The sequence below is a fragment of the Rhizobium ruizarguesonis genome, from assembly GCF_017357285.1.
Taxonomy (GTDB): domain Bacteria; phylum Pseudomonadota; class Alphaproteobacteria; order Rhizobiales; family Rhizobiaceae; genus Rhizobium; species Rhizobium ruizarguesonis.
This window is the reverse complement of the sequence record NZ_CP071678.1, coordinates 3,831,904-3,858,523: the sequence shown is the minus strand read 5'-3', so window position 1 is coordinate 3,858,523 and position 26,620 is coordinate 3,831,904. Positions and strand designations below refer to the sequence as shown.

General features: G+C 61.4%; 33 protein-coding genes. 15 read left to right on the top strand and 18 right to left on the bottom strand.

Translation table 11 applies throughout. The features are described from left to right. Window positions 1-62: 62 nt before the first annotated feature. Entirely contained in the window at window positions 63-857 is a 795-nt protein-coding gene (locus J3P73_RS19105) for a response regulator (protein WP_003542253.1), read from the bottom strand. Between the two features lie 369 nt (window positions 858-1,226). Between J3P73_RS19105 and J3P73_RS19100 the strand changes: the two genes are divergently transcribed. After that, complete coding sequence (locus J3P73_RS19100; protein ID WP_024319398.1) at window positions 1,227-1,433, top strand: NepR family anti-sigma factor; 207 nt, start codon at window positions 1,227-1,229, stop codon at window positions 1,431-1,433. 9 nt (window positions 1,434-1,442) lie between these two features. Next, complete coding sequence (locus J3P73_RS19095) at window positions 1,443-2,000, top strand: RNA polymerase sigma factor (protein WP_003542247.1); 558 nt, start codon at window positions 1,443-1,445, stop codon at window positions 1,998-2,000. A 263-nt stretch (window positions 2,001-2,263) separates the two neighbouring features. Here the strand turns inward: J3P73_RS19095 and J3P73_RS19090 are convergent, their stop codons facing one another. From J3P73_RS19090 to hemP, 7 genes are all read right to left on the bottom strand, one after another. After that, window positions 2,264-2,665 carry a hypothetical protein gene (locus J3P73_RS19090; protein ID WP_018481668.1) on the bottom strand — a complete coding sequence of 134 codons (402 nt, stop codon included), beginning with the start codon at window positions 2,663-2,665 and terminating at the stop codon, window positions 2,264-2,266. A gap of 9 nt (window positions 2,666-2,674) precedes the next feature. Then, window positions 2,675-3,019 (bottom strand): DUF883 family protein, encoded by a 345-nt coding sequence (locus tag J3P73_RS19085; RefSeq protein WP_017965788.1) that lies wholly within the window; start codon window positions 3,017-3,019, stop codon window positions 2,675-2,677. 147 nt (window positions 3,020-3,166) lie between these two features. After that, the gene (locus J3P73_RS19080) at window positions 3,167-3,961 is read right to left on the bottom strand and encodes a heme ABC transporter ATP-binding protein (protein ID WP_130693099.1); all 795 of its coding nucleotides are present in this window, start codon (window positions 3,959-3,961) and stop codon (window positions 3,167-3,169) included. Between the two features lie 36 nt (window positions 3,962-3,997). Then, a complete protein-coding gene (locus J3P73_RS19075) occupies window positions 3,998-5,110 on the bottom strand; it encodes a FecCD family ABC transporter permease (RefSeq protein ID WP_130771806.1) in 1,113 nt (370 codons plus the stop codon). A 2-nt stretch (window positions 5,111-5,112) separates the two neighbouring features. After that, a complete protein-coding gene (locus J3P73_RS19070; protein WP_027689264.1) occupies window positions 5,113-6,042 on the bottom strand; it encodes a heme/hemin ABC transporter substrate-binding protein in 930 nt (309 codons plus the stop codon). Between the two features lie 11 nt (window positions 6,043-6,053). Next, window positions 6,054-7,103: a hemin-degrading factor gene (locus J3P73_RS19065; protein WP_130664981.1), complete on the bottom strand. Its 1,050-nt coding sequence runs from the start codon at window positions 7,101-7,103 to the stop codon at window positions 6,054-6,056. Window positions 7,104-7,111: 8 nt separating this feature from the next. Continuing rightward, the gene (hemP, locus tag J3P73_RS19060; RefSeq protein ID WP_012758649.1) at window positions 7,112-7,294 is read right to left on the bottom strand and encodes a hemin uptake protein HemP; all 183 of its coding nucleotides are present in this window, start codon (window positions 7,292-7,294) and stop codon (window positions 7,112-7,114) included. Window positions 7,295-7,467: 173 nt separating this feature from the next. On the opposite strand from hemP, the gene J3P73_RS19055 reads away from it, so the two are divergent. The 5 genes from J3P73_RS19055 (at window position 7,468) to hmuQ (ending at window position 10,388) form a co-directional block, all read left to right on the top strand. Next, window positions 7,468-7,890 carry a hypothetical protein gene (locus tag J3P73_RS19055; RefSeq protein WP_130693098.1) on the top strand — a complete coding sequence of 141 codons (423 nt, stop codon included), beginning with the start codon at window positions 7,468-7,470 and terminating at the stop codon, window positions 7,888-7,890. Between the two features lie 56 nt (window positions 7,891-7,946). After that, window positions 7,947-9,278, top strand: a complete 1,332-nt coding sequence (locus tag J3P73_RS19050; RefSeq protein ID WP_130771805.1) for a TonB C-terminal domain-containing protein — start codon at window positions 7,947-7,949, stop codon at window positions 9,276-9,278. A gap of 109 nt (window positions 9,279-9,387) precedes the next feature. Beyond that, window positions 9,388-9,795 carry a DUF2325 domain-containing protein gene (locus J3P73_RS19045; protein ID WP_130662080.1) on the top strand — a complete coding sequence of 136 codons (408 nt, stop codon included), beginning with the start codon at window positions 9,388-9,390 and terminating at the stop codon, window positions 9,793-9,795. Beyond that, a complete protein-coding gene (locus tag J3P73_RS19040; RefSeq protein ID WP_130692467.1) occupies window positions 9,792-10,064 on the top strand; it encodes a hypothetical protein in 273 nt (90 codons plus the stop codon). Before J3P73_RS19045 ends, J3P73_RS19040 begins: the two co-directional genes overlap by 4 nt. Window positions 10,065-10,073: 9 nt before the next feature. Continuing rightward, a complete protein-coding gene (gene hmuQ / locus J3P73_RS19035; RefSeq protein ID WP_130692465.1) occupies window positions 10,074-10,388 on the top strand; it encodes a heme-degrading protein HmuQ in 315 nt (104 codons plus the stop codon). Window positions 10,389-10,508: 120 nt separating this feature from the next. Here hmuQ and J3P73_RS19030 read toward each other — a convergent pair whose 3' ends face one another. Then, window positions 10,509-11,495, bottom strand: a complete 987-nt coding sequence (locus tag J3P73_RS19030; protein WP_130771156.1) for an IS110 family RNA-guided transposase — start codon at window positions 11,493-11,495, stop codon at window positions 10,509-10,511. A 453-nt stretch (window positions 11,496-11,948) separates the two neighbouring features. Here J3P73_RS19030 and J3P73_RS19025 point away from each other — a divergent pair, with 453 nt between their 5' ends. Further along, complete coding sequence (locus J3P73_RS19025; protein ID WP_130691906.1) at window positions 11,949-12,878, top strand: IS110 family RNA-guided transposase; 930 nt, start codon at window positions 11,949-11,951, stop codon at window positions 12,876-12,878. Between the two features lie 121 nt (window positions 12,879-12,999). On the opposite strand, the gene J3P73_RS19020 is transcribed toward J3P73_RS19025, so the two are convergent. Both J3P73_RS19020 and J3P73_RS19015 read right to left on the bottom strand, forming a co-directional pair. Continuing rightward, window positions 13,000-13,371 carry a DUF423 domain-containing protein gene (locus J3P73_RS19020; protein WP_018481658.1) on the bottom strand — a complete coding sequence of 124 codons (372 nt, stop codon included), beginning with the start codon at window positions 13,369-13,371 and terminating at the stop codon, window positions 13,000-13,002. Further along, the gene (locus tag J3P73_RS19015) at window positions 13,368-13,778 is read right to left on the bottom strand and encodes a group II truncated hemoglobin (protein WP_026236716.1); all 411 of its coding nucleotides are present in this window, start codon (window positions 13,776-13,778) and stop codon (window positions 13,368-13,370) included. The genes J3P73_RS19020 and J3P73_RS19015 overlap by 4 nt, the downstream gene beginning before the upstream one ends. Window positions 13,779-13,945: 167 nt before the next feature. On the opposite strand from J3P73_RS19015, the gene J3P73_RS19010 reads away from it, so the two are divergent. The 4 genes from J3P73_RS19010 to J3P73_RS18995 all read left to right on the top strand — a co-directional run bounded on the left by J3P73_RS19010 (window position 13,946) and on the right by J3P73_RS18995 (window position 16,899). Then, complete coding sequence (locus tag J3P73_RS19010; RefSeq protein WP_024319407.1) at window positions 13,946-14,509, top strand: TetR/AcrR family transcriptional regulator; 564 nt, start codon at window positions 13,946-13,948, stop codon at window positions 14,507-14,509. Between the two features lie 18 nt (window positions 14,510-14,527). Next, window positions 14,528-14,869, top strand: coding sequence for a DMT family transporter (locus J3P73_RS19005; protein WP_024319408.1), 342 nt, complete (start codon window positions 14,528-14,530; stop codon window positions 14,867-14,869). Between the two features lie 191 nt (window positions 14,870-15,060). Then, window positions 15,061-15,846, top strand: a complete 786-nt coding sequence (locus tag J3P73_RS19000; protein WP_024319409.1) for a ThuA domain-containing protein — start codon at window positions 15,061-15,063, stop codon at window positions 15,844-15,846. A gap of 9 nt (window positions 15,847-15,855) precedes the next feature. Next, a complete protein-coding gene (locus tag J3P73_RS18995) occupies window positions 15,856-16,899 on the top strand; it encodes a Gfo/Idh/MocA family protein (RefSeq protein ID WP_075225024.1) in 1,044 nt (347 codons plus the stop codon). 93 nt (window positions 16,900-16,992) lie between these two features. Here J3P73_RS18995 and J3P73_RS18990 read toward each other — a convergent pair whose 3' ends face one another. The 6 genes from J3P73_RS18990 to J3P73_RS18965 all read right to left on the bottom strand — a co-directional run bounded on the left by J3P73_RS18990 (window position 16,993) and on the right by J3P73_RS18965 (window position 23,207). After that, window positions 16,993-17,388, bottom strand: coding sequence for a DUF1236 domain-containing protein (locus tag J3P73_RS18990; protein WP_018481635.1), 396 nt, complete (start codon window positions 17,386-17,388; stop codon window positions 16,993-16,995). A 130-nt stretch (window positions 17,389-17,518) separates the two neighbouring features. Continuing rightward, window positions 17,519-18,628, bottom strand: a complete 1,110-nt coding sequence (locus J3P73_RS18985; protein WP_075225025.1) for an ABC transporter permease — start codon at window positions 18,626-18,628, stop codon at window positions 17,519-17,521. Between the two features lies 1 nt (window position 18,629). Next, a complete protein-coding gene (locus tag J3P73_RS18980) occupies window positions 18,630-19,757 on the bottom strand; it encodes an ABC transporter permease (protein ID WP_130692463.1) in 1,128 nt (375 codons plus the stop codon). After that, a complete protein-coding gene (locus tag J3P73_RS18975) occupies window positions 19,754-21,499 on the bottom strand; it encodes an ATP-binding cassette domain-containing protein (protein ID WP_130692461.1) in 1,746 nt (581 codons plus the stop codon). Before J3P73_RS18975 ends, J3P73_RS18980 begins: the two co-directional genes overlap by 4 nt. Further along, window positions 21,496-22,509, bottom strand: a complete 1,014-nt coding sequence (hlyD, locus tag J3P73_RS18970; RefSeq protein ID WP_130692459.1) for a secretion protein HlyD — start codon at window positions 22,507-22,509, stop codon at window positions 21,496-21,498. The genes J3P73_RS18975 and hlyD overlap by 4 nt, the downstream gene beginning before the upstream one ends. Continuing rightward, the gene (locus J3P73_RS18965) at window positions 22,506-23,207 is read right to left on the bottom strand and encodes a CerR family C-terminal domain-containing protein (protein ID WP_130692457.1); all 702 of its coding nucleotides are present in this window, start codon (window positions 23,205-23,207) and stop codon (window positions 22,506-22,508) included. Before J3P73_RS18965 ends, hlyD begins: the two co-directional genes overlap by 4 nt. A 387-nt stretch (window positions 23,208-23,594) precedes the next feature. Here J3P73_RS18965 and J3P73_RS18960 point away from each other — a divergent pair, with 387 nt between their 5' ends. Both J3P73_RS18960 and J3P73_RS18955 read left to right on the top strand, forming a co-directional pair. Further along, window positions 23,595-23,747, top strand: coding sequence for a hypothetical protein (locus tag J3P73_RS18960; RefSeq protein WP_003581757.1), 153 nt, complete (start codon window positions 23,595-23,597; stop codon window positions 23,745-23,747). 226 nt (window positions 23,748-23,973) lie between these two features. Beyond that, a complete protein-coding gene (locus tag J3P73_RS18955; RefSeq protein ID WP_130692455.1) occupies window positions 23,974-24,288 on the top strand; it encodes a hypothetical protein in 315 nt (104 codons plus the stop codon). A gap of 78 nt (window positions 24,289-24,366) precedes the next feature. Here J3P73_RS18955 and J3P73_RS18950 read toward each other — a convergent pair whose 3' ends face one another. After that, window positions 24,367-25,383, bottom strand: a complete 1,017-nt coding sequence (locus J3P73_RS18950) for an NAD-dependent epimerase/dehydratase family protein (protein WP_018073778.1) — start codon at window positions 25,381-25,383, stop codon at window positions 24,367-24,369. Between the two features lie 235 nt (window positions 25,384-25,618). Between J3P73_RS18950 and J3P73_RS18945 the strand changes: the two genes are divergently transcribed. Beyond that, window positions 25,619-26,575 carry an endonuclease/exonuclease/phosphatase family protein gene (locus J3P73_RS18945; RefSeq protein ID WP_130692453.1) on the top strand — a complete coding sequence of 319 codons (957 nt, stop codon included), beginning with the start codon at window positions 25,619-25,621 and terminating at the stop codon, window positions 26,573-26,575. The last annotated feature ends 45 nt before the right edge of the window (window positions 26,576-26,620 follow it).

The window sequence follows — 26,620 nt, the reverse complement described above, 5'->3', positions numbered from 1 at the left end:
GTCCCGGTAGCACCGGAACGCCTGCTTTGGCGATTTGGTTCCGAAGGCCGGAAAATTGCGTCTCAGGCGGCTACTCTGGTCGATTCATTGAAGAAAAGAGCTTGGCTGATCAGCGCCTTGACCATGTCGGGATTGAAGGGCTTGGTGACAAGGAAAGTCGGTTCCGGGCGCTCGCCGGTCAGAAGCCGTTCCGGGAAAGCGGTGATGAAGATCACCGGCACGCTCGACGTCTTGAGGATGTCGTTGACTGCGTCGATACCAGAGCTGCCGTCGGCAAGCTGGATGTCGGCCAGCACCATGCTCGGCTTGGTCTTATTGTAGAGCGCCACGGCCTCGGCATGCGTACGGGCAATGCCGGTGACGCGATGGCCGAGGCTCTCGACCATCTGCTCGATATCCATGGCGATCAGCGGTTCGTCCTCGATGATCATGATATCGGTTGCGACCTGACGGGAAATCTCCTGCGACGCCACGTCGAGCAGATGCATGACATCCTGTTCTTCGGTTTCCAGGATTTCGGCGATTTCAGCGACGCGGAAATTCTCTACGGAGGCGAGCAGGAAGGCCTGACGGGCGCGCGGCGAAACCTTGGAAAGGTTCAGCGTGGCGCGTTGCTCCCAGGCATAGGGCGAGGTCGGCTCTGGAATCTGGACTGCGGTGGAACCAAACAGTTGCGTGAACAGTTTGTAGAGTGCGACCCGGTCATTCGCCGTATCCGGGAAAATCGACAGATCGGCGATGATGGCTTCGAGAACGGCGGCGACGTAAGCGTCGCCCGAAGTCTGAGTGCCGGTAAGGGCGCGGGAATAGCGGCGCAGATAAGGAAGGTGCGGCGCAATCCGAGTAGAAAGTGTCATTCATGGCTCCTGCATACAGGCCGGCATTGGCTTCAATGAGCGGTTAACGTCGCCTTGATAAAAAAGTTCCGGAACGGGAGGAACTTTTTTCGTCGCGCCGCATTATTCCAGCCGACGAAGAAAGGGCGTAGCGTTTTGACCCATGCAGCGGCAAATACCAGCGACATCGACAATCGAACGTTCGATGTCGATGGTTGAAATCGTGATTGATCCCATCCACGCGCCCTAGAACAGGATGATTTTAGGCCGGGTCGGCCTAAAATCTGAATCCTGTTCTAAATTAGAAAGTTAGAGCATGATGTCATCCGAAAACCGCTCACATTTTTCGGCATCATGCTCTGGACAGACAACCGGCGAGAAGACGAATTGATGACTACACGCAAGAAAGAAGCAGCCGATCAGCGAAAGCTGGAGCTGCGGGCGAGCGACATCCTGGACCCGAACAATCAGATCGGCGTCAGGCTGCGGTCGCTTTATGCGGCCGCACAGGATGAGGCGATCCCCGATCGTTTTCTCGACCTTCTCGAAAAGCTCGACCATGCTGAAATGATGGCTTCTGCCAAGATGGCCGAATAGGATCGCCGCATGGAAGACAAATCGCAACCCAGCTTCAAGCGGGAACTGCTGGCGGCACTCCCAAGTCTTCGCGCCTTCGCGATCTCGCTCATCGGGCGGCACGACCGTGCCGACGATCTCGTCCAGGACACCATCATGAAAGCCTGGGCCAAACAGGATCATTTCGAGATGGGCACCAATATGAAGGCCTGGCTCTTTACGATCCTGCGCAACGAACTCTACAGCCAGATGCGCAAGAGCGGCCGTGAAGTGCAGGACAGCGACGGGCTGTTCACCGAATCGATGGCGATGCACCCCTCGCAGTATGGCGCACTCGATCTGCAGGACTTCAAGAAGGCGCTCGACCAGCTGCCGCCGGATCAACGCGAGGCGATCATCCTCGTCGGGGCCTCGGGCTTTTCCTACGAGGAGGCGGCCGAAATCTGCGGCTGTGCCGTGGGGACCATCAAGAGCCGCGTCAACCGGGCCCGCCAGCGGCTGCAGGAGTTGCTGCAGATATCAGGCGAGGCCGATTTCGGCCCCGACGCGACCTCGGCGCCGCTGACGTCGAAGGCCTTCGCATTCTGAAAAGAATTACATTTGGGAGGAAAGCCGGTCGCCCTTCGGGGCGCCGGTTTTTTGGTTGTCGGTTATGGCATTGATATAGTTGTGTATCCGCCCCTCATCTGCCTGCCGCCGCCTTCTCCCCGCAAGCGGGGCGAAGGGACATGCCGTACCCACCTCGCTCTCGCAGAGCACGTCCCCTCTCCCCGTTTTACGGGGTCCGGAGGACGGGTCGAGAAGAGTGACCCGACCCTGAGGGGCAGCCGCTTGCCTTCACGCCTCCTCAATCAATCCTCGCGCTTCGAGCCGACAAGATTGGCTGCGACAATTGCCGCCAGAACACCGGCGGTCAGGAGCGGCTGGGCACGGATAAGGCCGAGCCCGACCGTTGCCAGCGATTCCAGCGCCGCGCGGCGTTCCCGGGCGCGGCGCGCTTCCCGGGCGTTGATGATTGACATTACCACCAGCGCGATGATGGCGATCAGCAGCGCGCAGGCGGCCAGGAAAAGAGCAGCGCCGACCGGGCCGTATATGCCGGCGAGCCAGATGGCGCCGGCAGTGACGGCCAGCGCGTAGGCAGTAAGGAGGAAGAGCACGGCAAGCGCAATGAAGATGCCATTGCGCTTGGCGCGCCCAACGGTTCGGTGCACGCTTGTGCCCGTCAATAGGCTGAGGATCGAGAAGAGCATCGCGCTTCCTCAGCGCCGGGCGAGGAAGGCGATGGCAAGGCCGAAAGCGGCTGCAGCGCCGATGGTTGCCAGCGGATGCTTGCGCACCGTCTCACGCATTTCCGTCGCTCCACGCTCATAGCCGTGCTGCAATTCGCGCAGCAGATCCTCGCTGCGGCCGAGCAGTTCCTCGTAGCCGGCACCGGCCTGGCTACGGATTTTCTCACCCTGGTGGCGCGAGCTCTTGCCGACGAGGCGCGTCAGTTCTGCGAGTTCGTCGCGTAGCGCTTCGATCTGCTCCTCGATGCCGGATTCCAGATTGTGGAAGGTGCCGTTGCGGCGGCTGCGGCCGGACTGGAAGATAGAATAGCTCATGGTTGTCTCCATTGACTGGGGCGCGCACAAGCCCGCCTGTTTCGCACGAGGGTCACCACCGTCCGTTGCATGAATGATATCGCCCGGCATTGACCCAGATCATGCCGGAAACGTGCCGGGCGATCAAAAGTTCCGCTCGCGCGGTGCTCAGGGGCGGGAAACGGCGCTGTGGGCGAGCACGAAGGGCGTGCCATCGGCCGGCACCTGGTTGATGCGCAGCGCGCAGCCGAACACCGAGAGCATCGTTTCGTTCGTCAGCACGTCAGCGATGCTGCCGGCGGCCGCGAGCCGGCCGGATTTCATCAGCACGATGCGGTCGGCAAAGAGCGCCGTCAGGTTGAGATCGTGCATGACGGCGATAACGCCGCCGCCGCGTTCGCAGAAATTGCGGGCAAGCGTCATGATGGTCAGCTGATGGCTGATGTCGAGGCTCGAGACCGGCTCGTCGAGCAGCAGCCAGCATGGCTTGCCGTCGACGACGGGCTCGGCGATCTGGCAGAGCACGCGGGCAAGCTGCACGCGCTGCTGCTCGCCGCCGGAGAGCTCCTGATAGAAACGGCCTTCGAAGCCGGTCAGGTCGACGGAGGCAAGCGCTGCGGCCGCCGTCTGCTCGGCCTTGTCGGGATGCAGGTTGAAGCCCGAAGTCAGTCCCATGCGGACGATCTCGCGCACGGTGAACGGAAAGAAGATCGTGCTTGCCTGTGGCAGCACGCCACGAATGGCGGCAAGCTGCCAGGGTTTCAGCCCCTTCACCTCGTCGCCGCCGATGCGCACCGAGCCGCCATAGGCAAGTTCGCCGGAGATGGCTTTCATCGTCGTCGTCTTGCCGGAACCATTCGGCCCGGCAATCGCCGTCAGTTCACCCGCCTTTGCCGTGAAGGCGACGTCGCCGATGATGGTTTTGCCGGAAAGGCGCACGGAGACGCCGGAAACTTCGATCATCTCAATGTCACTCACGGGGGTCACTCACGTGGTCACTCACAGGGCAAGGCGCGAACGCTGCCTCAGCAGGATCCACAGGAAGAACGGCCCGCCGACTGCCGCGGTGATGATGCCGATCGGCAGCTCGGCCGGGGCGACCAGGGTGCGCGCCAGGACGTCCGCGAATATCAGCAGGGAGCCGCCGAGAAGAGCTGCGGCCGGCAGCAGGAAACGATGGTCGGGGCCGATTGCCATGCGCAGGATATGCGGCACGACGATCCCGACGAAGCCGATGCCGCCGCTGACGGCGACGGACGCGCCGGTCGCCGCGGCGACGCCAACGATCGCAACATTCTTCAGCCGCTGCACCGGCACGCCCATATGAAAGGCGGCCGCCTCGCCGAGCGTGATGGCATTGAGGCCGCGGGCCATGAAGGGCAGGGCGGTGAAGGACAACAGGATGATCGGGCTGGCGGCGGCGATCTTCGTCCATGTGGCGCCGGCAAGCGAACCCATGCTCCAGAAGGTCAGGTCGCGTAGCTGCTGGTCGTTGGCCATATAGATCAGCAAGCCTGTTATGGCGAGGGCGAGTGCGCCGAGCGCGATACCGGCAAGCAGCATCGTCGCCACCGAGGTCTGGCCATGACGGGTGGCGATCCTGTAGAGCAGCAGCGTCGTGACGAGGCCGCCGCCGAAAGCGGCCGCCGGCAGAGCGTAGATGCCGAGAAGCGCCTGGAGCGGAGCAGCGATGCCGCCGCCGAGCACGATCATCGCGACTGCGCCGAGGCTTGCGCCGGAGGAGACGCCGACGAGACCGGGATCGGCCAGCGGATTGCGGAACAGGCCCTGCATCACCGAACCGGAGACGGCAAGCGAGGCGCCGATCAGGAAGCCGAGGATTGCCCTCGGCAGGCGGATATCGAAGATGATGATCCGGTCACGCGTGCTGAGCGCCGTCTCGGAGCCGGCCATGTTGCTGATGACATCGAGCATCGAGGCATCCGAGGCGCCTGTCGTCACCGAAATCAGCATCGAAAAGACCGAGCCGACGAGGAGCAGCGCGATCGCCAGCAAGGCGAGCCGCGTCCTGTCGCCTGCTTGCCTGATTGCGCGGATGTCCGGCATCGGAAATGGTCGCCTTCGTTCCGTCATGGCTTGCGGCAGGGCCATGATCAGCCCCTGTAGATCGCCGTGTTGAGCTCACGCGCGGCGGCTGCGGTGCGCGGGCCGAAGCCGAGCAGGTAGACGCCATCCATTCGGATGATCGCTTTCTTCTCGCCTGCCGGCGTCAGCGCGATCGCCGGCTGAGCCAGCAGGTCCTCGTTCTTGGTGCCGGCGCCATCGCCGCGGTTCATCATCAGGATGATGTCGGGCTTGGCTTCGATGATCGCCTCGTCCGTCAGCGGCTTATAGCCCGGGAATGCGCCGACGGCGTTGATGGCGCCGGCGAGCTTGACGATGCCATCGGCGGCCGTGCCGGTGCCCGATGCCATGATCCGGCCGTTCTGGGCGCTGAGGATGAAGAGAACGCGCTTGCGCTCGGCCTCCGGGCGCTTTTCGGCATCGGTGATCGCCGCGTCGAGATCGGCCGCGACCTTTGCTTCAAGCGCCTTCGCCTTGTCGGGCACGCCGAGCAGCGTGCCGACACGGTCGATCTTGGCGATGATACCGTCACGGGTAAAGGCGCTCGGCACGGTCTCGAAGGGCACGCTGGCATTCTTCAGCACGGTCAGCGCTTCCTGCGGGCCTGAACCTTCGACGGCGATGATCGCCGTCGGGTTCATGGCGAGGATGCCTTCCGGCGAGAGCGCGCGCATGTAGCCGACGTTGGGCAGCTTCAATGCCGCCTCCGGATACATGCTGGTCGTATCGCGGGCGATCAGCCGGCTTTCCTCGCCGAGCGCATAGACGATCTCGGTGATGTCGCCGCCGACCGAAACCAGGCGCGAGGTGTCGAGCTTCTTTTCGTCAGCGTGGGCGGCGCGGACGAAGGCGAAGCCTTCGATTGGTCGCGCCATCGGGATCAACGGCAGTGCCATGACGGCCGCCGTCAGGGCCAGTTCCCAAGGGCGGATCCGGCGCAGATTGTTACGCATCGTCATCGTTGCGATCCTTATGCTGCCACGCTTGCTGCCCGCGGCAGGTTTTCCATGATCTCGCGCCATGCGGCGCGTTCGTCGGAACCTTCCTGCCGCTTGCCGAAGAACTGGATGATCATCTCGCCTTCGGCATTGTAAGCCTCCAGCGAGGTGACGTGGCCGTCCGTGGTCGGCTTGCGCACGGCCCAGGTCTCGGCGATGTGATCCTGGCGCAGATGCAGATGGAAGGTCGGGTCCATGATATTGATCCACGGTCCCATCGACTGCACGTTGAAGATCGGGCCGGAATGGATCTGGACGATGCCGTCATTGGCGACGAAGCACATGATCGGCAGGCCAGATTTCACAGAGGCATGCATCATCTCTGCCGTCGCGCTGTTGTCGAGCTTCCAGGCATAGTCGTCGCCGACAGTGCGCACGGCCGCCTGGCGGCCGATCTTCAGGCGCTTCAGCATGCCGAAGAACTGGTGCGTATCGGTGAGCTTGCTCCAGTTGTCGCGCAGTTCGTCGCGGCTGACGTCGGCGGTATCATCGGCGGCGTTCGAGGTTTCAGCCTCGACAAATTCCTGCGACTGGTCTTCCAGCTTCAACTCGGCGACGATCGCGTGATAGGCCTCGACATTCGAGCTTGGGCGCAGGTGCACCTTGTGCACGGCGTTGCCGGCCTTGTCGAAATATTGCAGGCTGAGGCGCTCCTGATCGCCATCCTTCTTGGATACGGCGAAACCATGCTCCCAGCGGCTCGGGAAGATGCGCAGGTCGATATTCTCGCCGAGAACGATCGCGGCCTGCGCGCCGCTCTTGATGTTTTCGAAGACGCCGATCTTCTCGTGCACGGCACTTTCGTTGCGCGACAGCGCCATCACTTCGCCGAGGCCGGCCACGCGTTCGAGAAGCTTCAGTGCGCTGCCATCGATGCGGGTCACGCTGATGCCGGTTTCGGCGGCGACGAGGGCTGCCTCGGAAATCTTCAGCTGGGCGGCGATATCGCGCTCGCGCATTTTCGGATTCTCGGCGCGAAACGCACGGATTTCGGCTGGCGCCGGTCTTGTCTGTTCGGTCATATCCTACCCTACTTATTGAGAATGAGCTTGCCCTGACGAGTGATCTTCAGGCGATAGACCAAGCCGTCATGTCTAATCATGATCTCGTTCGTGCCGCGGAAGAGATCCGCGCTTTCGACGATCCGGTGCTGTGCCGCAGGCTCGCTCTGCAGCGGCACGTGCTTAAAGTTATCTGGCTTTTCAACCATCATTTCAGTTGGCAATTCCGTGAGACCGGTGATCTGGGTCCCCGGTTGTGATGACAATTATCTTGACTTTCTTACTCATAGTTTTTTAAAGACGCAATAGGAGACTAATACAGTCAAGTTTTTGAGATTGCTGATATGAGGCCGCCTGGCGGCGGTTCGCGACAATGGCGGAGAAGATGATGGTGAGGTTTGCGGCTGTTGCAGCCGGCATGGTGATGGCGGTTTCAAGCGTATGCCAGGCGCAGGATGCGGCAACAGCCAAGCTCGATGTCGAACTCAACGCTCTGGCGCCGTCGCAAAAGGGCTGCATGATGACCTTCGTCGCCGAGAACAATCTCCAGGCGCCGATCAACAAGATCTCCTTCCAGCTCGCTTTCTTCAACGACAAGAATGCCGTCGACCGCATCACCGTGCTCGACTTCCGCGATCTGCCGCAAGGCAAGAAACGCGTGCGCCAGTTCGATATGCCGAATGTGAAGTGCGAGACGGTCACGCGCATCATCATCAACGACACGCCGGTCTGCGACGGCCCGGCGGCGGGCGAATGCATGAAGGGTCTCGTCACCCGTTCACAGATTTCCGTTCCCTTCGAGGGCTAAGGATACGCCGGGAATGATCCCCGGCGGACATGTTTCAGGCTGTCCGAGGCATACAAATGACAATTTCAGCGAAGACCAGATCGAGACAGGTGCTCATCGGGGAGCCGGACGCTGACGGCGGTCTGAACGACAATACCATGCATCCCGGCCACGAGCTTTCCGACCTGCGCAATGTGCAGCGGCAGCCGGCCGGCGAAGCGGTGGTCCACTATGGGCGTTTCGCGCAGATACCCTCCTTTCCCGATCATCCGGAAGCCGAGCCGGCCGCTCCCGTTCCCGCGCCGCCGATGGATGCCGCGGTGAAAAAGCAGGAAGACGAGAAGAAGCCGGTGCGGCGTCGGGTGGCGCTTGCCTGCGTTTGTTCGCTGATTTTTCACGCGACGCTGGCCGCTGTATTGATCATCGCCTTCCCTAAGGTGCCGGAGGAGACACTGATGGAGGCAGGCGAAGCGATCAGCGTCGTCATGCTCGGCAGCTCTGACGCCGATCAGAGCGCCGCCGGCGAGACCGAGGTGACCATACAGCAAGAAATTGTTCCGGAAGCTGTCGATCCCGATACGGTCAAGCCAGTGGAAACAACGGAGATGCAGCCGGAGGCCGTCCAACCGGAAACTGTCCAGCCGACTGATGCAGAGCCGGTCGAGGCCGTTCAGCCCACGCAGGAGGTGACGCGCCAGTCAGCGGAGACGGTGACGACTGCGGAACCAGAGGTGCTCGTATCGGAAACCCCTGCGGAAACGTCAGTTGCGCAGCCAATGTCGACAGTGGTGCCGGAGCAATCCCCGGAGATGCCGATAACATCCGCCGAACCACTCGCCGCAACCGCGACGCAATCCGAACCGGAAGAGATCAAGCCTCTCGAGACGGCCGCGATTTCTCCCGAGCCGGAACCGCCAGCAGAGATCGCCACGCCACAACCAAAGCCGAAGCTGGAAAAGCCCGCGGAAAAGAAGCCGGCCGAAAGAAAGCAGCCTCCAAAGAAGGCACAAGGTTCAGAGGGAGAGGCCAAACAGGAGTCACGCAGGGGCGCCGCGGACGGGCAGGCAGACGCCAACTCCGACAATAATTCACGCACGTCGGGCGGAAGGAATGGATCGGGCGGTGCATCCGAAGCCAATTACAAGGGCAAGATCGTCTCGCGACTGTTTCGTTGCGTTGACCGGATTGAATCGCGATATCGTCGCGATTCTGCATCCTTGAATGTTCGCATCACGATCAATCGCAACGGAGATATCACCGCATCGGGCCTTGTCCGAGGTTCGGGCTTGGCCGAGGTGGATGGTGCCGTTATGTCCCGGATCGCTTCCTGTAATCTTCCCGCTATGCCGGATGACTGGGCCGGATCCTCGCGGTCGTACAGTTTTCCGGTTCAAGTCACGGCTCGATAAAATATGATAAAAATAATCAACTTTATACTTTACTCTAAAAATCAAGTTTAATAAGGTCCGCTCGCACACGCAGGAATCGTGTGACGATCAACGAGCGAACGGGTGGCATATGGCTCGCAAGGGCAAGAAGGGTTCGAACCGGGAGGTCCGCGACAGCGCGGGCGAGGACGCCGGTCAGGCGTCCTCCGGGCGATCCAAACTGGATGGCCGCAGTTTCCTCTATGTCGGCGGCCGCGACTGCCAGGTGGCGCATCTTCGCCAGATCTGCAGCAATTTCGGTGCCGAGCTTATTCATCACGACGGCGGCTTACGGGAAGCGGTTTCCCGCATCGATACCGTCCTTCCCTCGGTCGACTGCGTGTTCTGCCCGATCGACTGTATCAGCCACGATGCCTGCCTGCGCGTGAAGACCGGCTGCAAGAAGTTCGGCAAGGCCTTCATCCCGCTTCGCAACGGCAGCAAGTCCAGCCTGGAGCGTGCGCTGCAGACGATGAACGAACGAGACAATTCCCGATGAACGACCAGCGCCCCGACGGCTTCACCATGATCGGCCTGCACAAGCTTGCCGCCCAGACAGGCGAGGGCCTCGTGTCCGAACTCTACGAGCTTTTCCAGCAGCATGCCGAACGCCAGCAGATCTACCAGAATGTGATGTTCTTTCCGACCTGGGAAGCGCGCATGCCCGGAGAGGCGGCAACAAGACCGCTTGGCCCGGCGGCGGCAAACGGCGATAATGTTCTCGCCTTTCCCTCGCGTGGGGCAAGGGCGGGCAAAAGGAAGGCGTAAGGAGATTTCATGTATATCGCAATGAACCGCTTCAAGGTGGCGACCGGGAGCGAAGGTGATTTAGAGGCGGTCTGGCGCAACCGCGATTCAAGCCTGCCCGAGGTGCCCGGTTTCGTCGAATTCCGCCTGCTGCGCGGCAAGGTCAACGACGAGGAAGGCTATACGCTCTATTCCTCGCACACGGTCTGGAAAAGCGAAGCGGATTTCCAGAACTGGACGAAGTCCGAGAGTTTTCGCGCAGCGCACCGCAATGCCGGCGATCATAAGGCGATCTACAAGGGACCGCCGGTCTTCGAAGGCTTCAACGTCGTCGACGGCATATGATTTTGGTCGACACGGTTTTGGCCTGCCGTTCGGCGCGGAAAGCGAATGAGGCTTGGCTCCCTCTTCTCCCCAGCGGGGAGAAGGTGGCCCGAAGGGTCGGATGAGCATCTGTGTTTGGTGTCAAGGTGGATTTGGTGTCCAGATACGGTTTTTAGTGATGAGGGTATTTGCGAGCACGATGAGCTTTCGCATGACGGCGACGAGGACGACCTTGTTGGGTTTCCCGGCCTTCTTCAGTCTTTCGGCGAAGTGCGCGAGGTCGGGGTTGTGACGGGAGGCGGACAGGGCAGCCATGTAGATGGCGTTCCTGGGTGCGGGGCGTCCGCCCCTGATGGCGCGATGTCCGGCCCGCTCGCCACTTTCGCAGGCGAGCGGCGCAAGGCCAGCCAGCATGGCCGCCTGCTTGCCGGAGCAGGCGCCAAGTTCGCAAAGGCCAGCGATCAGGCTTGCGGCGGTGACGGCTCCGATGCCGGGAATGGAGATGAGGATGTCGAGGCGGCGGCGCATCTCGGGCTCGGCGCCGATGCTGCGCTCGATCTCGGCATCCAGTCTTGCGATATGGGTATCGAGCGCGGCAAGCCGGCGCGTCAGTTCCTTGCGCAGGAAGGCGGTCACGGCCGTCTTCATCCGGTTGGACAGGGCGGTGCGTTCGCCGTTGGCCGCAGATCGCGCATTGACCAGTTCCTGCAGGGCTTCCAGCGCTTGGTCCTGCGGTGGGGTCTGTGCGGGCTTGAGGGCTTCTCCCATGATGGCCAAAAGCCGCGCATCGAGCCGATCGGTCTTGGCGAGAAAGCCGCAAGCTTTGGCAAACAGCCGGGCGCGCAACGGATCGACGACCGACACGTAAAAGCCATCGGCATGCAGAGAACGCTGAACGGCGCGATGCCACTTGCCGGTCGCTTCCATGACGATGTGCAGCGTCGAGCGCGGCATCTGGTCAAGCGCATCGAGCTCCCGCTTGAGGCGGCGCAGACCGGCCGTGTCATTGGTCACCCGAAAACTGCGGCCGAGAGGATGCAAATGAATGTCCAGCCACTCTTTACAGACATCGATACCGACATAAACTGTCGCCATCGCGGTGCGTTCGGACGATACCTTGCCTTGCATACGGGACCTGCTCCCCACTATCTGTTCAGGACAAACGCGAAGGACGGGCGGACCAGGCTCATCCCCGGTTCAAGCCAAGGGGGTTACGGTCCCGCCCGTCCGACCCCTGGGGGATGGCCATCCCCCAGGGGTCGCACCCATCATCAAACAATGAATGCAGTTTGAACATGCAAGGGGGCCACACGGCACGCCCTTCATTGCTCTTCGCTTGCGCTCAACGCATTCGCGGCTTTGCCACTCACCCCCTCAACCGCCTGCCGGCCCCTTTGTAACTTCCCTTTATCCGCTCCTGGCGCTGTAATGCCTGTTGCGGTGGCGGATGGAAGACCGATGCACCTTTGGGACACCAAGCCCGTGGGAGAGCCTGGGTCTCCGTCCGCCGTTCCATTGAACCCGAACAGTCGCCAGGGCCGCTTGCGAAAGCAAAGCCCGATTAGGCAAGGATGGGATCAGATGGAGATTGTTGTTGGGATCGACGTTTCGAAAGAGCGCCTGGATGTTGCGATCCTGCCGCAAGAAGAGGTCTTTGCCGTCGGCAACGACCATGCCGGCATCGATGAACTGGTCGAGCGGCTCAAAGGCATTGGTGTTGATGCGATTGCGCTGGAAGCGACCGGCGGCTTCGAGATGCTGGCGGTTGCCGGATTGTCCGCAGCCGGATTGACGGTGCTCGTCGTCAATCCGGCGCAAGTGCGCGCCTATGCCCATGCGATCGGCCGCAGGGCCAAGACCGATCCGATCGATGCCGCCGTCATCGCCGCCTTCGTTTTGGCGACGAAGCCCGAGATCCGGCCGTTGCGCGATGCCGAGACACAGGCGCTTTCCGAGCTTGTGGCTCGCCGGCGCCAGATCGTGCAGATGGTCGTGGCCGAGGAGAACCGGTTGCGCATGGCGCTGGCAAAGCAGGCGCAGGAAAGCATCAAGCGCCTGCTGAAAGCCTTGCGGCGCGAGCTCGAAAGCCTCGATGCCGATCTCGACAGCCATATCCGCAAGTCGCCGGTCTGGCGGGTGCGCGAGGCGCTGTTGACCTCGGTGCCGGGTGTCGGAGCGACAACAGCGCGCACGCTGCTGGCCGAACTGCCCGAGCTCGGCAGCCTCGACCGACGCCAGATCGCCTCGCTGGCTGGTCTTGCCCCATGGACGCGGCAGTCGGGAAAATGGAAAGGCAAGAGCTTCATCGGCGGCGGCCGCGGCAAGGTACGCGCCGTCCTATTCATGGCCGCCCTCGTCGCCAGCCGATACAACCCTGACCTCAAGGCCTTCCGCGACAGGCTGGTCGCGGCCGGCAAGCCCAAGATCGTCGCCACCGTCGCAACCATGCGCAAGCTGCTCACCATCCTCAACGCCATCATAAGGGACGGACGACCATGGCAAAACGCTTGACAAACAAGACAGTCGCTCTCCCCGCTGGGGAGAAGAGATCTGTGGCAACGTCTTCGCCCTCCTTCTCCGTCGAGTGAGAAGATCGGAGCTGTTCGTTGAGCAACGCTCCGAACCGTCGATCTCAGGTCCTGACGCGGAAGACAGCGCCTGCCGCAACGGCCAGCCAGCCAAGCATCATCGCCCAGCCGCCGGTCGGCGCGGCATAGGGGAAGAGGCTGGAGCCGGTGAAGCGCAGGGTGACGAGATCGCCCGCAAAAAGCAGCGTTCCGACAATCATCAGGAAACCGGCCAGCCAGGCGGTTCTGAACCTGGCGTTGCCGAGAGCCAATGCCAGCAGGGCAGGGGCGTGGGCAAGGCACATGGCAGATGCGGATGCCGCAAGATTGGCCTCGCCGCCACCATGGGCAGCAAGGGCGGCGAGCGCCACGCCGGCTACGCCAAACAGGCCGGCAAAGAGATAGAGCGCCGGCTCCAGACGCGCATTCATGCTCATGGTTGTTCCTTGTTGTCAGAGGCCTTGTTCTGCATGTGATAAGCGAGCCGTTCCACCGGCGGCCAGATGAGATCGCGCAGCGCTTGGCTTGCGATCGTCTCGTCCAGGGCGCGGCGGAAGCAGAGCAGCCATTCGTCGCGCTCGACAGGACCGATCTCGGCGACGAAATGGCGGCTGCGCAGGCGCGGATGACCGCGCTTATCGGTATAGAGCGGCGGGCCGCCGAGATAACCGCTCATATATTCGTAGAATTTCTCTTCACTGCCGGTAAGGCTCGGCGGATGCACGGCGCGCACGTTTCTCGCCTCCGGCAGCCTGTCCATCAGCGCGTAGAAGCGGTGCGTCAGCGCCCGTACGACAGGATCGCCGCCGATCGCTTGATATAAGGTGGTGACCTTCTCCGTCACGAAACCATCCCCACTGCCTGGACCAACCCCGGCCTCTTCATGCACCGGGGGGGAAATGATCGCAACTGTCATCAAGGCGCCGCGGCATTTCGCGCATAATGCCGGGACGGTAGGGATCGCGGCCGATTCTGCTTGACAAAACCGTCCGGACGGTATCTTTTATCTGAATGTCGAACGCTCATCATCGCAAGAAGCAGCCCGCCCTCGTGCGCCAGCAGTTGCTGGATGTCGCCGCGCGCCTTGCTGCCAGCGACGGCATGGCCGCCGTCACGCTCGATGCGGTTTCCGCCGCGTCCAGCGTCAGCAAGGGCGGGCTGCTGCATCACTTCCCAACGAAGAATGCGCTGCTCGATGCGCTGTTCGAGAGCCTGCTCGAAAAGTTCGATGCCGATATAGAGGAATTGATGCGCGGCGATCCTCTGCCGCAGGGCCGCTTCACCCGCGCCTATCTCAGGGCGGTATCCGGTCTCAAGGAGCGTCCCGACGATTCCCGGAGTTGGACGCAGGTGACGATCGCGCTTCTTGCCGAACCCCGGCTGCGTCTTCGCTGGCGCCAATGGGTGCAGGCGCGGGCGGAGGAATATATCGGCACCGACTCCTCCCTCGACGCACAAGTCGTGCGTTTCGCCGCCGACGGACTTTGGTTCGCAGATACGTTGGAAAGCCATGATATCAACGGTGTTCTGAGGCGGGATCTTATCGATCGCCTTGTCGAACTGACCGGCAAGTAATTCGAAAAGGAATTCGCCATGAGCCAGGCCGCCGTCTACGGGCTGCTGTTTGCAGCCATCGTGCTCGAGGTCATCGGCACGACCGCGCTGCAGCTGTCGCAGCAGTTCACCCGCATCGGGCCGACGGCGCTCGTGGTCGCCTGTTATGCGGCTGCCTTCTATTGCCTGTCGTTGACGCTGAAAAGCATCCCCGTTGGTATCGCTTATGCGATTTGGAGCGCTTTGGGAATCGTGCTGATTTCCTCGGTCGGCCTGGTCTTCTTCAAGCAGCGCCTCGATCTGCCAGCAATCGCCGGGCTCGGGTTGATTATAACAGGCGTTGTGGTCGTCAATCTATTTTCTAAATCGGTTTCGCATTGATATTGCTGCCATATTGCCAGGCGTTTTTTCCGTCTTCGGCCGGTAAATTTTCCCCTTTGTCAAAATACTGACAAAGGTCTATGTGTTCCTTGGACGTGGAGGAGACGAGGCGCAGCCAGCGCCGTTTTCCAAAGCGCTTTGAATCCTGCCTTCCCGCCTATCGATACTTCCAGGTTCTACAGGAGCACATCATGGCCATTCGCACCGTCGTCTGGGGAGAGAATATCCACGAGAATACCAATGCCGTCGTCCGGGGGATCTATCCCGAAGGCATGCACACGACGATCGCCAACGCGCTGAACACCGATCCCAGCATTTCGGCGACGACAGCGACGCTGCAGGAGCCGGAACACGGCCTCAGCGAAGCCCGTCTTGCTGAGACCGACGTCTTGACCTGGTGGGGCCACAAGGATCACGGCGCGGTCTCCGATGTCGTTGTCGAGCGTGTCGCCAAGCGCGTCTGGGAAGGCATGGGCCTGGTGGTGCTGCATTCCGGCCATTTCTCTAAGATCTTCAAGCGGCTGATGGGCACGCCCTGCGCGCTGAAATGGCGCGAGGCAGGTGAGCGCGAGCGTCTGTGGACGATCAACCAGCGCCATCCGATCGCCGCCGGTATCGGCGAACATTTCGAGCTTGAGAACGAGGAAATGTACGGCGAGCAGTTTTCGGTGCCGGAACCGCTCGAAACGGTGTTCATCTCCTGGTTCCAGGGCGGCGAAGTGTTCCGCTCGGGCCTGACCTGGCGCCGCGGCGCCGGCAACATCTTCTATTTCCGTCCCGGCCACGAGACCTATCCGACCTATCACGACGTCAATGTCCAGAAGGTGCTGATCAACGGTGTGAAGTGGGCCTATAATCCCGAGGGTGCATTGAAGAGCATTACCGATGCTCCAAATGTGCCGGTAGAAAAAGCACTGGAGCCGATCGTCGAACGCGGCCCGAGACTGCACCAGGCCGGCGAAGCCGGTTACCGCTGAGGAGCATCCATGCGACTACTCGTTCTTGGCACGGGGGTGATGGCGAAAAACCAGCTCGCCCGCTTCCCCCTCATCGACGGCGTGACGGTGGTCGGCGCCGTCGACACCGATCCCGAACGGCTTTCGGCCTTCGCCGACAAGTTCAACATCGAAAAGCGGTTTCTTTCGCTGGAGGAGGCGATCGCTTGGGGTGAATTCGATGCGGCGACAAATGTCACGCCTGACCGCATCCATCACCCGACGACGATGGCGCTGATTGCTGCGGGCAAGCACGTTTTCTGCGAAAAGCCGCTGGCAGAGAACTATGCGAAGGCGCTGGAGATGACGGAGGCGGCCGAAAGGGCCGGCGTCATCAACATGGTCAACCTCACCTATCGCAACGTCGCGCCGTTGCAGCGCGCCCGTGAGATGGTGCTCGCCGGCGAGCTCGGCACGATCAGACATGTGGAAGCCTCCTATCTCCAGAGCTGGCTGGTGTCGCGCGCCTGGGGCGACTGGCGCACGGAATCGACCTGGCTGTGGCGGCTTTCCACCGGCCATGGTTCGAACGGCGTGCTCGGCGACGTCGGCATCCATATTCTGGATTTCGCCGCCTATGGCGCGGCGACCGACATCGATCACGTCTTTGCGCGGCTGAAGACCTTCAACAAGGCGCCGGGCGGCCAGATCGGCGAATATCTGCTCGATGCCAATGACAGCTTCACCATGTCTGTCGATTTCGCCAACGGCGCGCTCGGCGTCATCCATGCCAGCCGCTGGGCGACAGGGCATCTGAACGAGTTGAAGCTGCGTATCTATGGCGAGCGGGGCAGCCTTGAGGTCATCCATCGTCCCACCGGTTCCGAGCTGCATGGCTGCCTCGGCGAGGATGTCGAAACTGCCACTTGGACGAAGATCGAGGTTGAACCAGTGGCGACCAACTACGAGCGTTTTGCCGAGGCCGTGGCAAGCGGCGTCCAGCCGGATCCGAACTTCCGTCACGCTGCCAACCTGCAGAAGGTGCTCGATCTTGCAATGGTGACCGAGCGCGAGCGGCGCGAGCTGAAGGTCTGATCCGCCCGATCAAACGGCACGACCGCCGTCCTTTCGGGGCGGCGGTTTTCGCTTAGAGAAGAAAGGGTCCGGAGGCGGACCCTTTCTTCTCGTTTATTCAATCACCTGCACCACGCGGTGGGTGCGCGGTTCGACAATCACGCGTTGATTGTTGATGACCGTATAGGCATATTTCGGATTGTCAGGCACCGGCGTCACGACGACGTCTGCCGGAAGCGGCTTGCCGACGACGATCGGTTCCTGGACCACCACGGAGGCGGTCGGGGCTGGCTGCTGCTGGACATAGGTAACGACCTCGCGCGGCGGAGGATCGACAACGGCACCGGCGACACCGCCGGCCACGCCGCCAATGGCAGCACCCACGGGGCCGCCGACGATTGCGCCGGTGATGGCGCCACCGGCTGCACCGGTCACGGCTCCATCAGCGAGCGCATTGGTTGCAAATGACGACAGCGCAAGGGCGCTGGAGACAAGTAGGACCTTGTACATTTTGCTTCTCCTTTGCTGGGGTTGCGTTTGGGTAACGACCACGCCAATCCGAGGTTCCAGCAGGAGAGAGTCACGCTTTGGAAGGCCGGTTCACATTATGTGAGGCGGCGGAAGCATGGGTTGGGAGGCGTTATTCCAGCCGCCGGCGGAAGAGCCAAGCGGCGGCGCTGAGCGTGACGGCGGCGATCAGCGCTAATGGGATTGTCTGGTTCACCACTTCGCTTAAGGGGATATCCTTGAGGAAGACGCCTTTGACGATCACCAGGAAATAGCGCAGCGGATTGATCAGGGTCACCGGCTGCAGCCATCCCGGCATGTTTTCGATCGGTGTCGCAAAGCCGGAGAGCAGCATGGCTGGAACCATGAAAAGGAAGGCGCCGAGGATCGCCTGCTGCTGCGTCATCGACAGCGCCGAGATGAAGAGGCCGAGGCCGGCGACCGAACCGAGATAGAAGATCGCGCTGCCGTAAAGCAGGAAGAGCGAGCCGCGCAGCGGCACCTCGAAGAGGAACACAGCAGCCAGGATATAGACGGTGATATGGAAGAAGCCGATCATCATCGGTGGAATCAACTTGCCGATCAGAATCTCGTGCATACGCAGCGGCGAGACCATCAGCTGGTCGAATGTGCCAAGCTCGCGCTCGCGGGCGATCGACAATGCCGTGACGATCAGGCCGATCAGCAGCGCGATGCTGGCGATCAGGTTCGGCACCATGAACCATTGGTAGGTGAGGTTCGGGTTGAACCAGTTGCGCGGCACTGTCGAGACAATGTCGGCGCCGGCACGTTTGCCGGCCGGTGTCTCGGCGGCGAGGGCGGCACCGATCTGCGAGAGATAGCCCGCGACGATCTGCGAGGCGTTGGAGCGCCGGCCGTCGAGCACCATCTGCAGATCACCAGGCGCTCCCGCCTCGATATTGCGGGAAAAGTCAGGGCCGATCTCAACGGCGGCAATGGCCGTCTGGTTGTCGATTGCCACCCGGACCTCCGCCTGGTTGGAGGCGATCTCGATCTTCCGGAAAGTCGGCGAGCCATCGATGCGCTCGATCAGTTCCTGGCCCCAGTGGCCGCTGTCACGGTTGAGGATCATCACGTCGACATTTCGGACTTCGAGTGTCGCCGCATAGGAAAAGACGAGAAGCTGGACGATCGGCGGGCCGATCAGGATGGCGCGGCCCTTCGGATCACGCAGCACGGCGAGCAGCTCCTTGACGATCAGGGCGTAAAGCCTTGTCCACATCTCAGCCGATCCTCTTTCTGGTGCTGCGGGCTGCTAGCACGAACATGATGGCGCCGATCGTCAGCATCACGCCGATCGCCTGCAGAAACATCGGCCAGATGTCGCCGGCGAGGAATACCGTCTGCAGGCTGGGGATCAGGTAGCGCGCCGGCACGATGAAGGTGATCCACTGAATCACGGTCGGCATGGAATTGATCTCGAAGAGGAAGCCAGACAGCAGGAAGGCCGGGAGGAAGGCCGAGATCAGTGCCAGCTGCGAGGCGAGGAACTGGTTCTTCGTGACCGTCGAGATCAACAGGCCCTGGCCGAGAGCCGGGATCAGGAAAGCGGCCGACAGCGCGTAAAGAGCGGCGACGGAGCCGCGGAACGGCACCCCGAAGAGGAAGACCGCAAGCAGCACGCAGAGCGTCATCGAGGTGAGGCCGAGCAGGAAATACGGCAGGATCTTGCCGGCAAGCAGTTCGACCGCCGTCACCGGTGTCGCCATCATTGCTTCCATCGTGCCGCGCTCCCATTCGCGGGCGACGACGAGCGAGGTGAGAAGCGTGCCGACCAGTGTCATGACGATGGCGATCGAGCCCGGCACAAGGAAGTTGCGGCTGGTCAGTTCAGGGTTGAACCAGAAACGCTGCTCGACCGGGATGGCAGGACTATGGGAGGCAACGTCCGCCTGCCTCTGCCGCTCCCAGTTGGCAACAGTGCCTTGGGCATAATTCTGCACGAAATTCGCGGTGTTCGGATCGGAGCCGTCGACGATCACCTGGATATCGGGCCGGTTGCCGGCGGTGTAGCGGGTGGTGAAGTCGGACGGAATGACGACGATGCCGCGCACCTTGCCGAGCACGAGGTCTTCCTCGAACAGACGCCGGTCGCGGCCCATGGCCACATCGAAACAGCGCGAAGCCTGGAAACTGGCCGACAGATCCTGCGTCAGCGGCGTCATCTCCTCGGTCACGAGGCCGATGCGGGTACGGGTGGTATCGAGCGAGACGCCGTAGCCGAAGAGAAAGAGCAGGATCAGCGGCAACACGAAGGCGATGAGGATGCTGCTCGGATCGCGGATCGCCTGGAAGCTTTCCTTGCGCACGAGGGCCAAGAGGCGTCGCGTCCGGCCGGAGGAGGTGCTCATACTGCATCCTCCTTCTCGGATTGCTGCACCAGGGCGATGAAGGCGTCCTCCATCGTCGGGTCCGGCTGCTCCTTGGTCGCGACCCGGGCCTTCAATTCGTCAGGCGAACCGAGCGCGATCGAGCGGCCGCGATAGATCAGCGAGATGCGGTCGCAATATTCCGCCTCGTCCATGAAGTGGGTGGTGACGAGCACGGTGACGCCTCTTTCGACAAGCGCATTGATATGCGTCCAGAATTCGCGCCGGGTGATCGGATCGACGCCGGAGGTTGGTTCGTCGAGGAAGAGGGCGCGGGGCTCGTGCATGACGGCGCAGGCAAGCGCCAGGCGCTGTTTCAGGCCGAGCGGCAGATCCTTGGCGGGCTGGCCGATATGGCGGCCGAAATCGAAGATGCTCGCCATCAGGTCGATGCGTTCGCGCCGGTGTTTTCCGCCAAGGCCATAGACGCCAGAGAAGAATTCGAGGTTTTGCATGACGGTGAGATCGCCATAGAGCGAGAATTTCTGCGCCATGTAGCCGAGCTGGTTGCGGGCTTCGGCCGCATCGCGGCCAAGGTCGAAACCGGCGACGCGGCCTTCGCCGCCTGTTGGTTTCAGCAGGCCGCAGAGCATCTTGAAGGTGGTGGACTTGCCGGCGCCGTTCGGGCCGAGCAGGCCGAAGATCTCGCCGCGACGGATATCGAAGCTGATATCGTCGGCAGCGGTGAAATCGCCGAAGCGCTTGGTCAGTCCCTTGGCCTCGATCACCGGCCGGTCGTTCTCACCCTTCAACGGTTGCTGCGCCTCTGCGAGCCTGGAGCGGCCGCCGGGACCACCGCCCAGCATATCGATGAAGGCATCTTCGAAGCGAGGCGGCGCAGGAGCGAGTGTTGCGCCATCGCCGGCCTTGCCGATATCGGGCTTCTTGTCCTTCGCCGTGACGAGACGGATCGCCTCGCCCTGGATGACGCCGTCGATGACGCCATCGGCCTGCAGGAGTTCGGCGAGCACCTGCCGACGGCGGCCGGTGACACCAGATACCCGGAAGACCCGGTCTTTGACGCGCTCGGTCATCTCCATGGGTTTTCCCGAGAAGAGCAGCTTGCCCTGGTTCAAAAGGAGCACGTGGTCGCAGGCCTCCGCTTCGTCCAGATAGGCGGTCGACCAAAGGACGCCGATGCCTTCCTTGGTCAGATTCTCGACCATCTTCCAGAGGTCGCGGCGCGAGATCGGATCGACGCCGACGCCGGGCTCGTCGAGCAGCAGCAGGCGCGGCTTCTTCAGAAGGGCGCAGGCAAGACCGAGCTTCTGCTTCATGCCGCCGGAGAGTTTTCCAGCGAGCCTGCCGGTGAAACGCTTGAGATCGGTGAAAGTCAGCAATTCGTCGAAAGCGGCGGCCCGCTCGCTTTTCGGCAGGCCACGCAGATCAGCATAGAGGTCGAGGTTTTCCTGCACCGACAGATCCTCATAGAGGCCGAAGCGCTGCGGCATATAGCCGATCGCCGCCTGGATACCGGCGGCATTCTTCCTGGTGTCGAAGCCGAGAACCTCCATCGTTCCCGTGTCGGGCAGCATCAGACCGGTCATCAACCGGATCAGCGTCGTCTTGCCGGCGCCATCAGGGCCGACGAGGCCGGTGATTGCGCCGCCGCCGATGACGCCGGAGACGGCGTCAAGGGCGGCTGGCGCGGCGCCGAAGCGTTTGGTGACGCCGTCGATCCGGACGAGCGGCTTGTCGTCCCGGCCGGTCTCGGCGGCGGTCATTGTCCGCTTGCCGTCAGTGTGGGAAAACGCATGGTGACCGGCATGCCCTGACGTAGATCTGGGCCGGGCCTGTTGATGACGATCCTCAGACGATAGACGAGGTCGGTCCTGAGTTCCGGCGTCTCCACCGATTTCGGGGTGAATTCGGCGACCGGCGAGATGAAGCCGATGGTGCCTTCATAGGGCTTGTCGGGCGAGGTGTCGGAGGCAACAGAAACCTTCATGCCGGGATGGATACGGCCGAGATTGGGCTCGGCGACATAGCTGCGCACCCAGACAGGTTCGGTCAGGGATAATACGAAGACGGTGTCTGCCGGCGAGACGATCGCGCCATTTTCCCGGACGCGGGAGAGGATAACGCCGTCGTTCGGGGCGTGCAGCTCGGTATCATCAAGCGAAGTGCGGGCGGCGGCGAGCGTTGCCTGAGCCGCCTTCAGTTGGGCGTCGGCAGCGGCGATATCCTCGACGCGCGAGCCCTCCTGCAGCAGTTTCAGCGCCTCGTTGGCGGAATCGGCGCGTGCGGCGGCCATTGCCCTTGCAGCGGTTGCCTGGTCGAGACTGGCCTCGGAAATCGTGCCCTGTGGGCGCAACTGGCGGGCGCGGTCATAGGCGAGGTTGGCATTCGCCAGATCGGCGAGACTTTCGTCATAGGCGGCGCGTGCCTGGGCGATCTCAGTTGGGCGCGGCCCGGCTTTCAGCTTGTCGAGCGTTGCCTGGAGGGCTGCGACATTGGCCTCGCTCGAACGGACGGCGAACTCATAGGGTGCTGCATCGAGCTTCGCCAGAACCGCTCCCGTTTTGATGACGTCGCCTTCGTCGGCGTGGAGTTCGGCGAGACGGCCGCTGACGCGGAAACCGAGCGAGACCTGGCGGATATCGACATTGCCGTAAAGGACGAACTCGTGGCGGGCCTCAGGCCACCAGCCGAGCTTTTCGGGCAGGCCGTACCACCAGGCGGCGGCGCCCACCACAACGAGGAGAAGGATGACCAGGGAAAGGATGCGTTTCACGCTGCACCTCCTTTCAGCGGGCCGATGGCATTGACCAGCTCTGCGGCAAGGCCGCGCACGGTTTCCACCTGTTTCGGGCCGACGCCGTCCCACTCCATCTGGGCGAGCACGGCCGCATGGGCGACACGAAAGACGAGGACGCTGCCGAGAAGGGTGAAGGTGCGCAGGCGCACATGTTCCGAGGCGGGATCCTCATGAAGGATGGCGCCGATCAGCCGCCGGCCCATCTCGATCATCGGACGCATGAGGCCCTGATAGACTCGTGTGAAGGCTTCTGTCGGCTCCATTTGCTCGCGGATCAGGAAGCGCGCCCAGGGTTCGGATTCCTTGCCGACGAACAGCGTCACCATGGTCCGGAGGATTTCGGTCAGGAAGAGGCGGGCCTCAGCTTCACCAAGCGGTTTGCCCGCAGCATCGAGCGCCAACAGATGCGCGCCGACGCGCGCCCTCATGTCACCGACATGCGTGTCGATGCGGCCCATCAGATATTCGGCGGTGGCGATGTAAAGACCTTCCTTGCTGCCGAAATAATAGGGGATTGCCTGCAGGTTCACCCCGGCCGCCTCGGTAAGCTGACGCGTCGACGCGCCGTCAAAGCCGTAGCGGCCGAAGACGTCGAGAGCCGCGGATAGCATCTTCTGGCGCGCGATCTCGGCGCGGGCGGAGGCCGGTGGCTGGTTGTCGTGTTCTTGGGTCATGAGAATTTTATAATACCGATAATAAAATAAGTCAATCGATTGATTTGTATGCTTTGAGCGCTGCTTAAGCGAGGTTGCCGATACACAGGTCGCGAAGGGCATGCGTCATGCGCATTAGGTGATTTCAGCCATCCACCCGAAAAACACACTGGAAGACAACGCAAAGAGGCCCGTGGGGAACGGACCTTTCAGGGTTCTCGGGGTGGGGAAGAGGAACCAAGCCTCGGCGTTGGCTGCTAGCAGTTAACGCTGCATTATCGCTAATTTTCGCGACGCCAATATATCTGGCGGAGTGGTTGCGAACAAAAAGCTTGTCGGTTGTTTTCGTCATTCCAACGGCCATGTTTTGACACAAAACTGCCTTGCTCTTTCCGTATCGCCAGTTCGATGCGTATTCAGATTTATATTATCGCGCTACTGCTCAGCGCCATCATGTGGTCGATCTCGTTCGATGCGGCGCGAGAATCCTATCATGCTGCGCAAAGTGCGGGATTGATGCCGAACCTGCACATCAACAAGAAGCTGGATCGCGTCCTGTAGACTGCGATGCCGCGTCGAGGCCATCGGCCTTTCCGCGTTTTTCCCGTGGATTCCGAACCGGTGCGACCGGAAAATCAAATTTCGTAAAATTTGACCGATCTGCTTAAAAGCCCTGAAAATACTGATGTGTAGAGTGGTCTCATGAAAGCGACCGAAGCGTGGACAGACGCGTCGATCGCTTGGAGCCGGGCGGAAAGCCCGACGATCCGCAAACGGGGACTTCGACATGCACAGAACTCTCGCCGTCATCGCCTTGAGCCTGACCATCACTGCCGCTGCCGGGCCGGCTTTCGCGATCGGTCCCGCCAGCCTTGCCCGCGACCTGATGTACACCTCCGCCATCGGCCATTCGAGCGAGGTGCCGCTGACGACTCGCGCCGGTTTCGTGCGCCCAGGCGTTCCTTTCGTTCTGCGCAGCCCGGCTCAAATCGAGGGCGAGAACAACCAGCTCAAGATCTATTCGCAGAGGCTGACCGTCGTCGTCGACTACATGTTCTCGAAGGCGGTCGCGGCTGTGGACGCCGTCACGTTTCTTCGCTGAAACACCGGTCTTTGTTGAAACATTGGGCCGGCTGGAAATAGTTCGGCTTGTCGCATCCTCCGCGACCGCCGGGATCGACTAGGCGTCAAGCTGGCCGCGTACGTCGAGATACCAGTCGACGAAGGCCCTGACGCCGACATCCAAGGTCGTATCCGGCTTGTACCCCGTCAGCGCGACAAGCAGATCGGGGGCTGCGAAGGTGCGCGGCACGTCACCCTTCTGCATCGCCAGCATCTTGCGGATGGCAGGACGGCCGAGCGCCTTCTCCACCGTTTCGACGAAATCCATCAGGCTGACCGGCTGGCCCCCGCCAATATTGACGACGCGGAAGGGCGCTTGGCGCGAAAGCGTTTCGACAGCTACGTTGTCAAGACGGTTTTCCTCACTTGGGGCGATTGCCGACAGCCTGACGATCGCCTCGATGAGATCGTCGATATAGGTGAAGTCACGGCTCATATTGCCCTCGCCGTAAATCTCTATCGGCTGGCCTTCGAGCATGTTCTTGGTGAATTTGAACAGCGCCATGTCGGGCCGGCCCCATGGGCCATAAACCGTAAAGAAGCGAAAAGCCGTGGTCGGAATCTTGTGAAGATGGGCATAACTGTGCGCCATCAGTTCCATTGATTTCTTCGTTGCGGCATAAATGGTCAGCGGCTCGTCGGCGCGATCGGTCTCGTGAAAGGGGACGGTCGCATTGGCGCCATAGATCGATGATGTCGAGGCCAGCATCAGATGGCGGATTTCGACGCGCCGCGCGATTTCCATGATGTTCCACGAGCCTTCAACGTTCGAACGAAGATAGGCCTCTGGATTTTCCAGGCTGTAGCGGACGCCAGCCTGTGCGGCGAGGTGGATCAAAATGTCGGGCTTGGCCTCCAGAACGGCCGCTTCCAGCGCTGGGCGGTCCTCAAGCATAGCGATGACGGGTTTGAAAGCCGGAAACTGGGAGAGTGCCGCATGGCGCATCTCCTTGAGCTTGACGTTGTAATAGGGAGTCAGGCCGTCGAAGCCTGTGACGTCGTGCCCTTCCTGCAGCAGGCGCCTGGCCAGATGAAAACCGATAAAGCCGGCAGTCCCTGTAATGAAGTAGCGCATTCCCACCTTTTCTCGGCTCCCTGCCGACGGCAAAGAGCCGATTCCGTATCAAGTGACCCCACTTACAAGATAAGAAGAGGCCGAGTCGATAGGTCTTTGAAAGAGAAGGCCACAGCACCGTCTCCGCTGCCGTCGGTCTTTTTGGCGGATGCCGGCTCCCGGCTGTTATGCTGCATTGCACCATAACTGATCGCATGTTATGGCCGGGCGGTCGTCTGCAAGCAGGTCAGGATCGATGAGAGATATAATTTATTGGATTCTCTGCGCGTTTCTGACCGTTGCCATCGCGATCGTATCGTTACGCTATGTCACCAACTTCTGGCTTCTGTCCTTCGTCTACAGCTTTCAGGTTCACCTCGGCGTCGTGTTCGTCGCCGCCAGTCTCATCGTTCTGGCTATCAAAAGGCAGATCTACGGCTTTATCCTTCTGCTTGCCTCGCTTCTTCTCATCGCTCACGGCATCCTCATGCTGCGCGAATTCGCGGAGGGCGACAGAAGCACCGACACGCCGCCGCTTTTCCGTCTCATGTCGTTCAACATCGCGATCGACAATTGGAAAAACTCGACTGAAATCACCGACATGGTGATCGCGTCGAATGCCGACGTCGTCAATCTGCTCGAAGCCAAGCCGCTGACGTTTCACCTGCAGCAATTGTTCAAGGCCTATCCCTACCATATCGGTTGCGATGCCGGGAAGGATACATGCGATACGCTGGTGCTCTCCAAACGCCCGTTCGTCAGCCGGCAGGTTGCAAGTATGGGCAGTCTGCGAAAAAACAGGCTTGTTATAGCAAGCGTCGACTTCGGCGGCGAGACCATCAATCTGGTCTCAGCGCACCTGACCAAACCATATTTCGACGATTTCCAGATGGCTGAATTGGAAGATCTCGTCAAAGCGGTCGGCTCGATCGACGGCCCTCTGGTACTGTCAGGCGATTTCAACTCCTCGGTGATCGCCCCGAGCATCCAAGGTTTCCTGCGCGAACAGAAGCTGAAGACGATCACGCCAGAACCGGCAACATGGCCGGTCGGCGCCGGCGCGCTCGGGATCGCCATCGATCACATATTTGCGCGCGCGCCGCTTCATTTGACATCGCTGAAACGTCTCGATGACAATCTCGGCTCGAACCATTCAGGCCTGATCGCTGACTTCGTTCTCGACAGGGATGGCGAAACGTCGCCGGCAAAATGATTTTGCCTGGGGCAAGATAAGCTTGACCGAGCAAGGCAAGCTTGC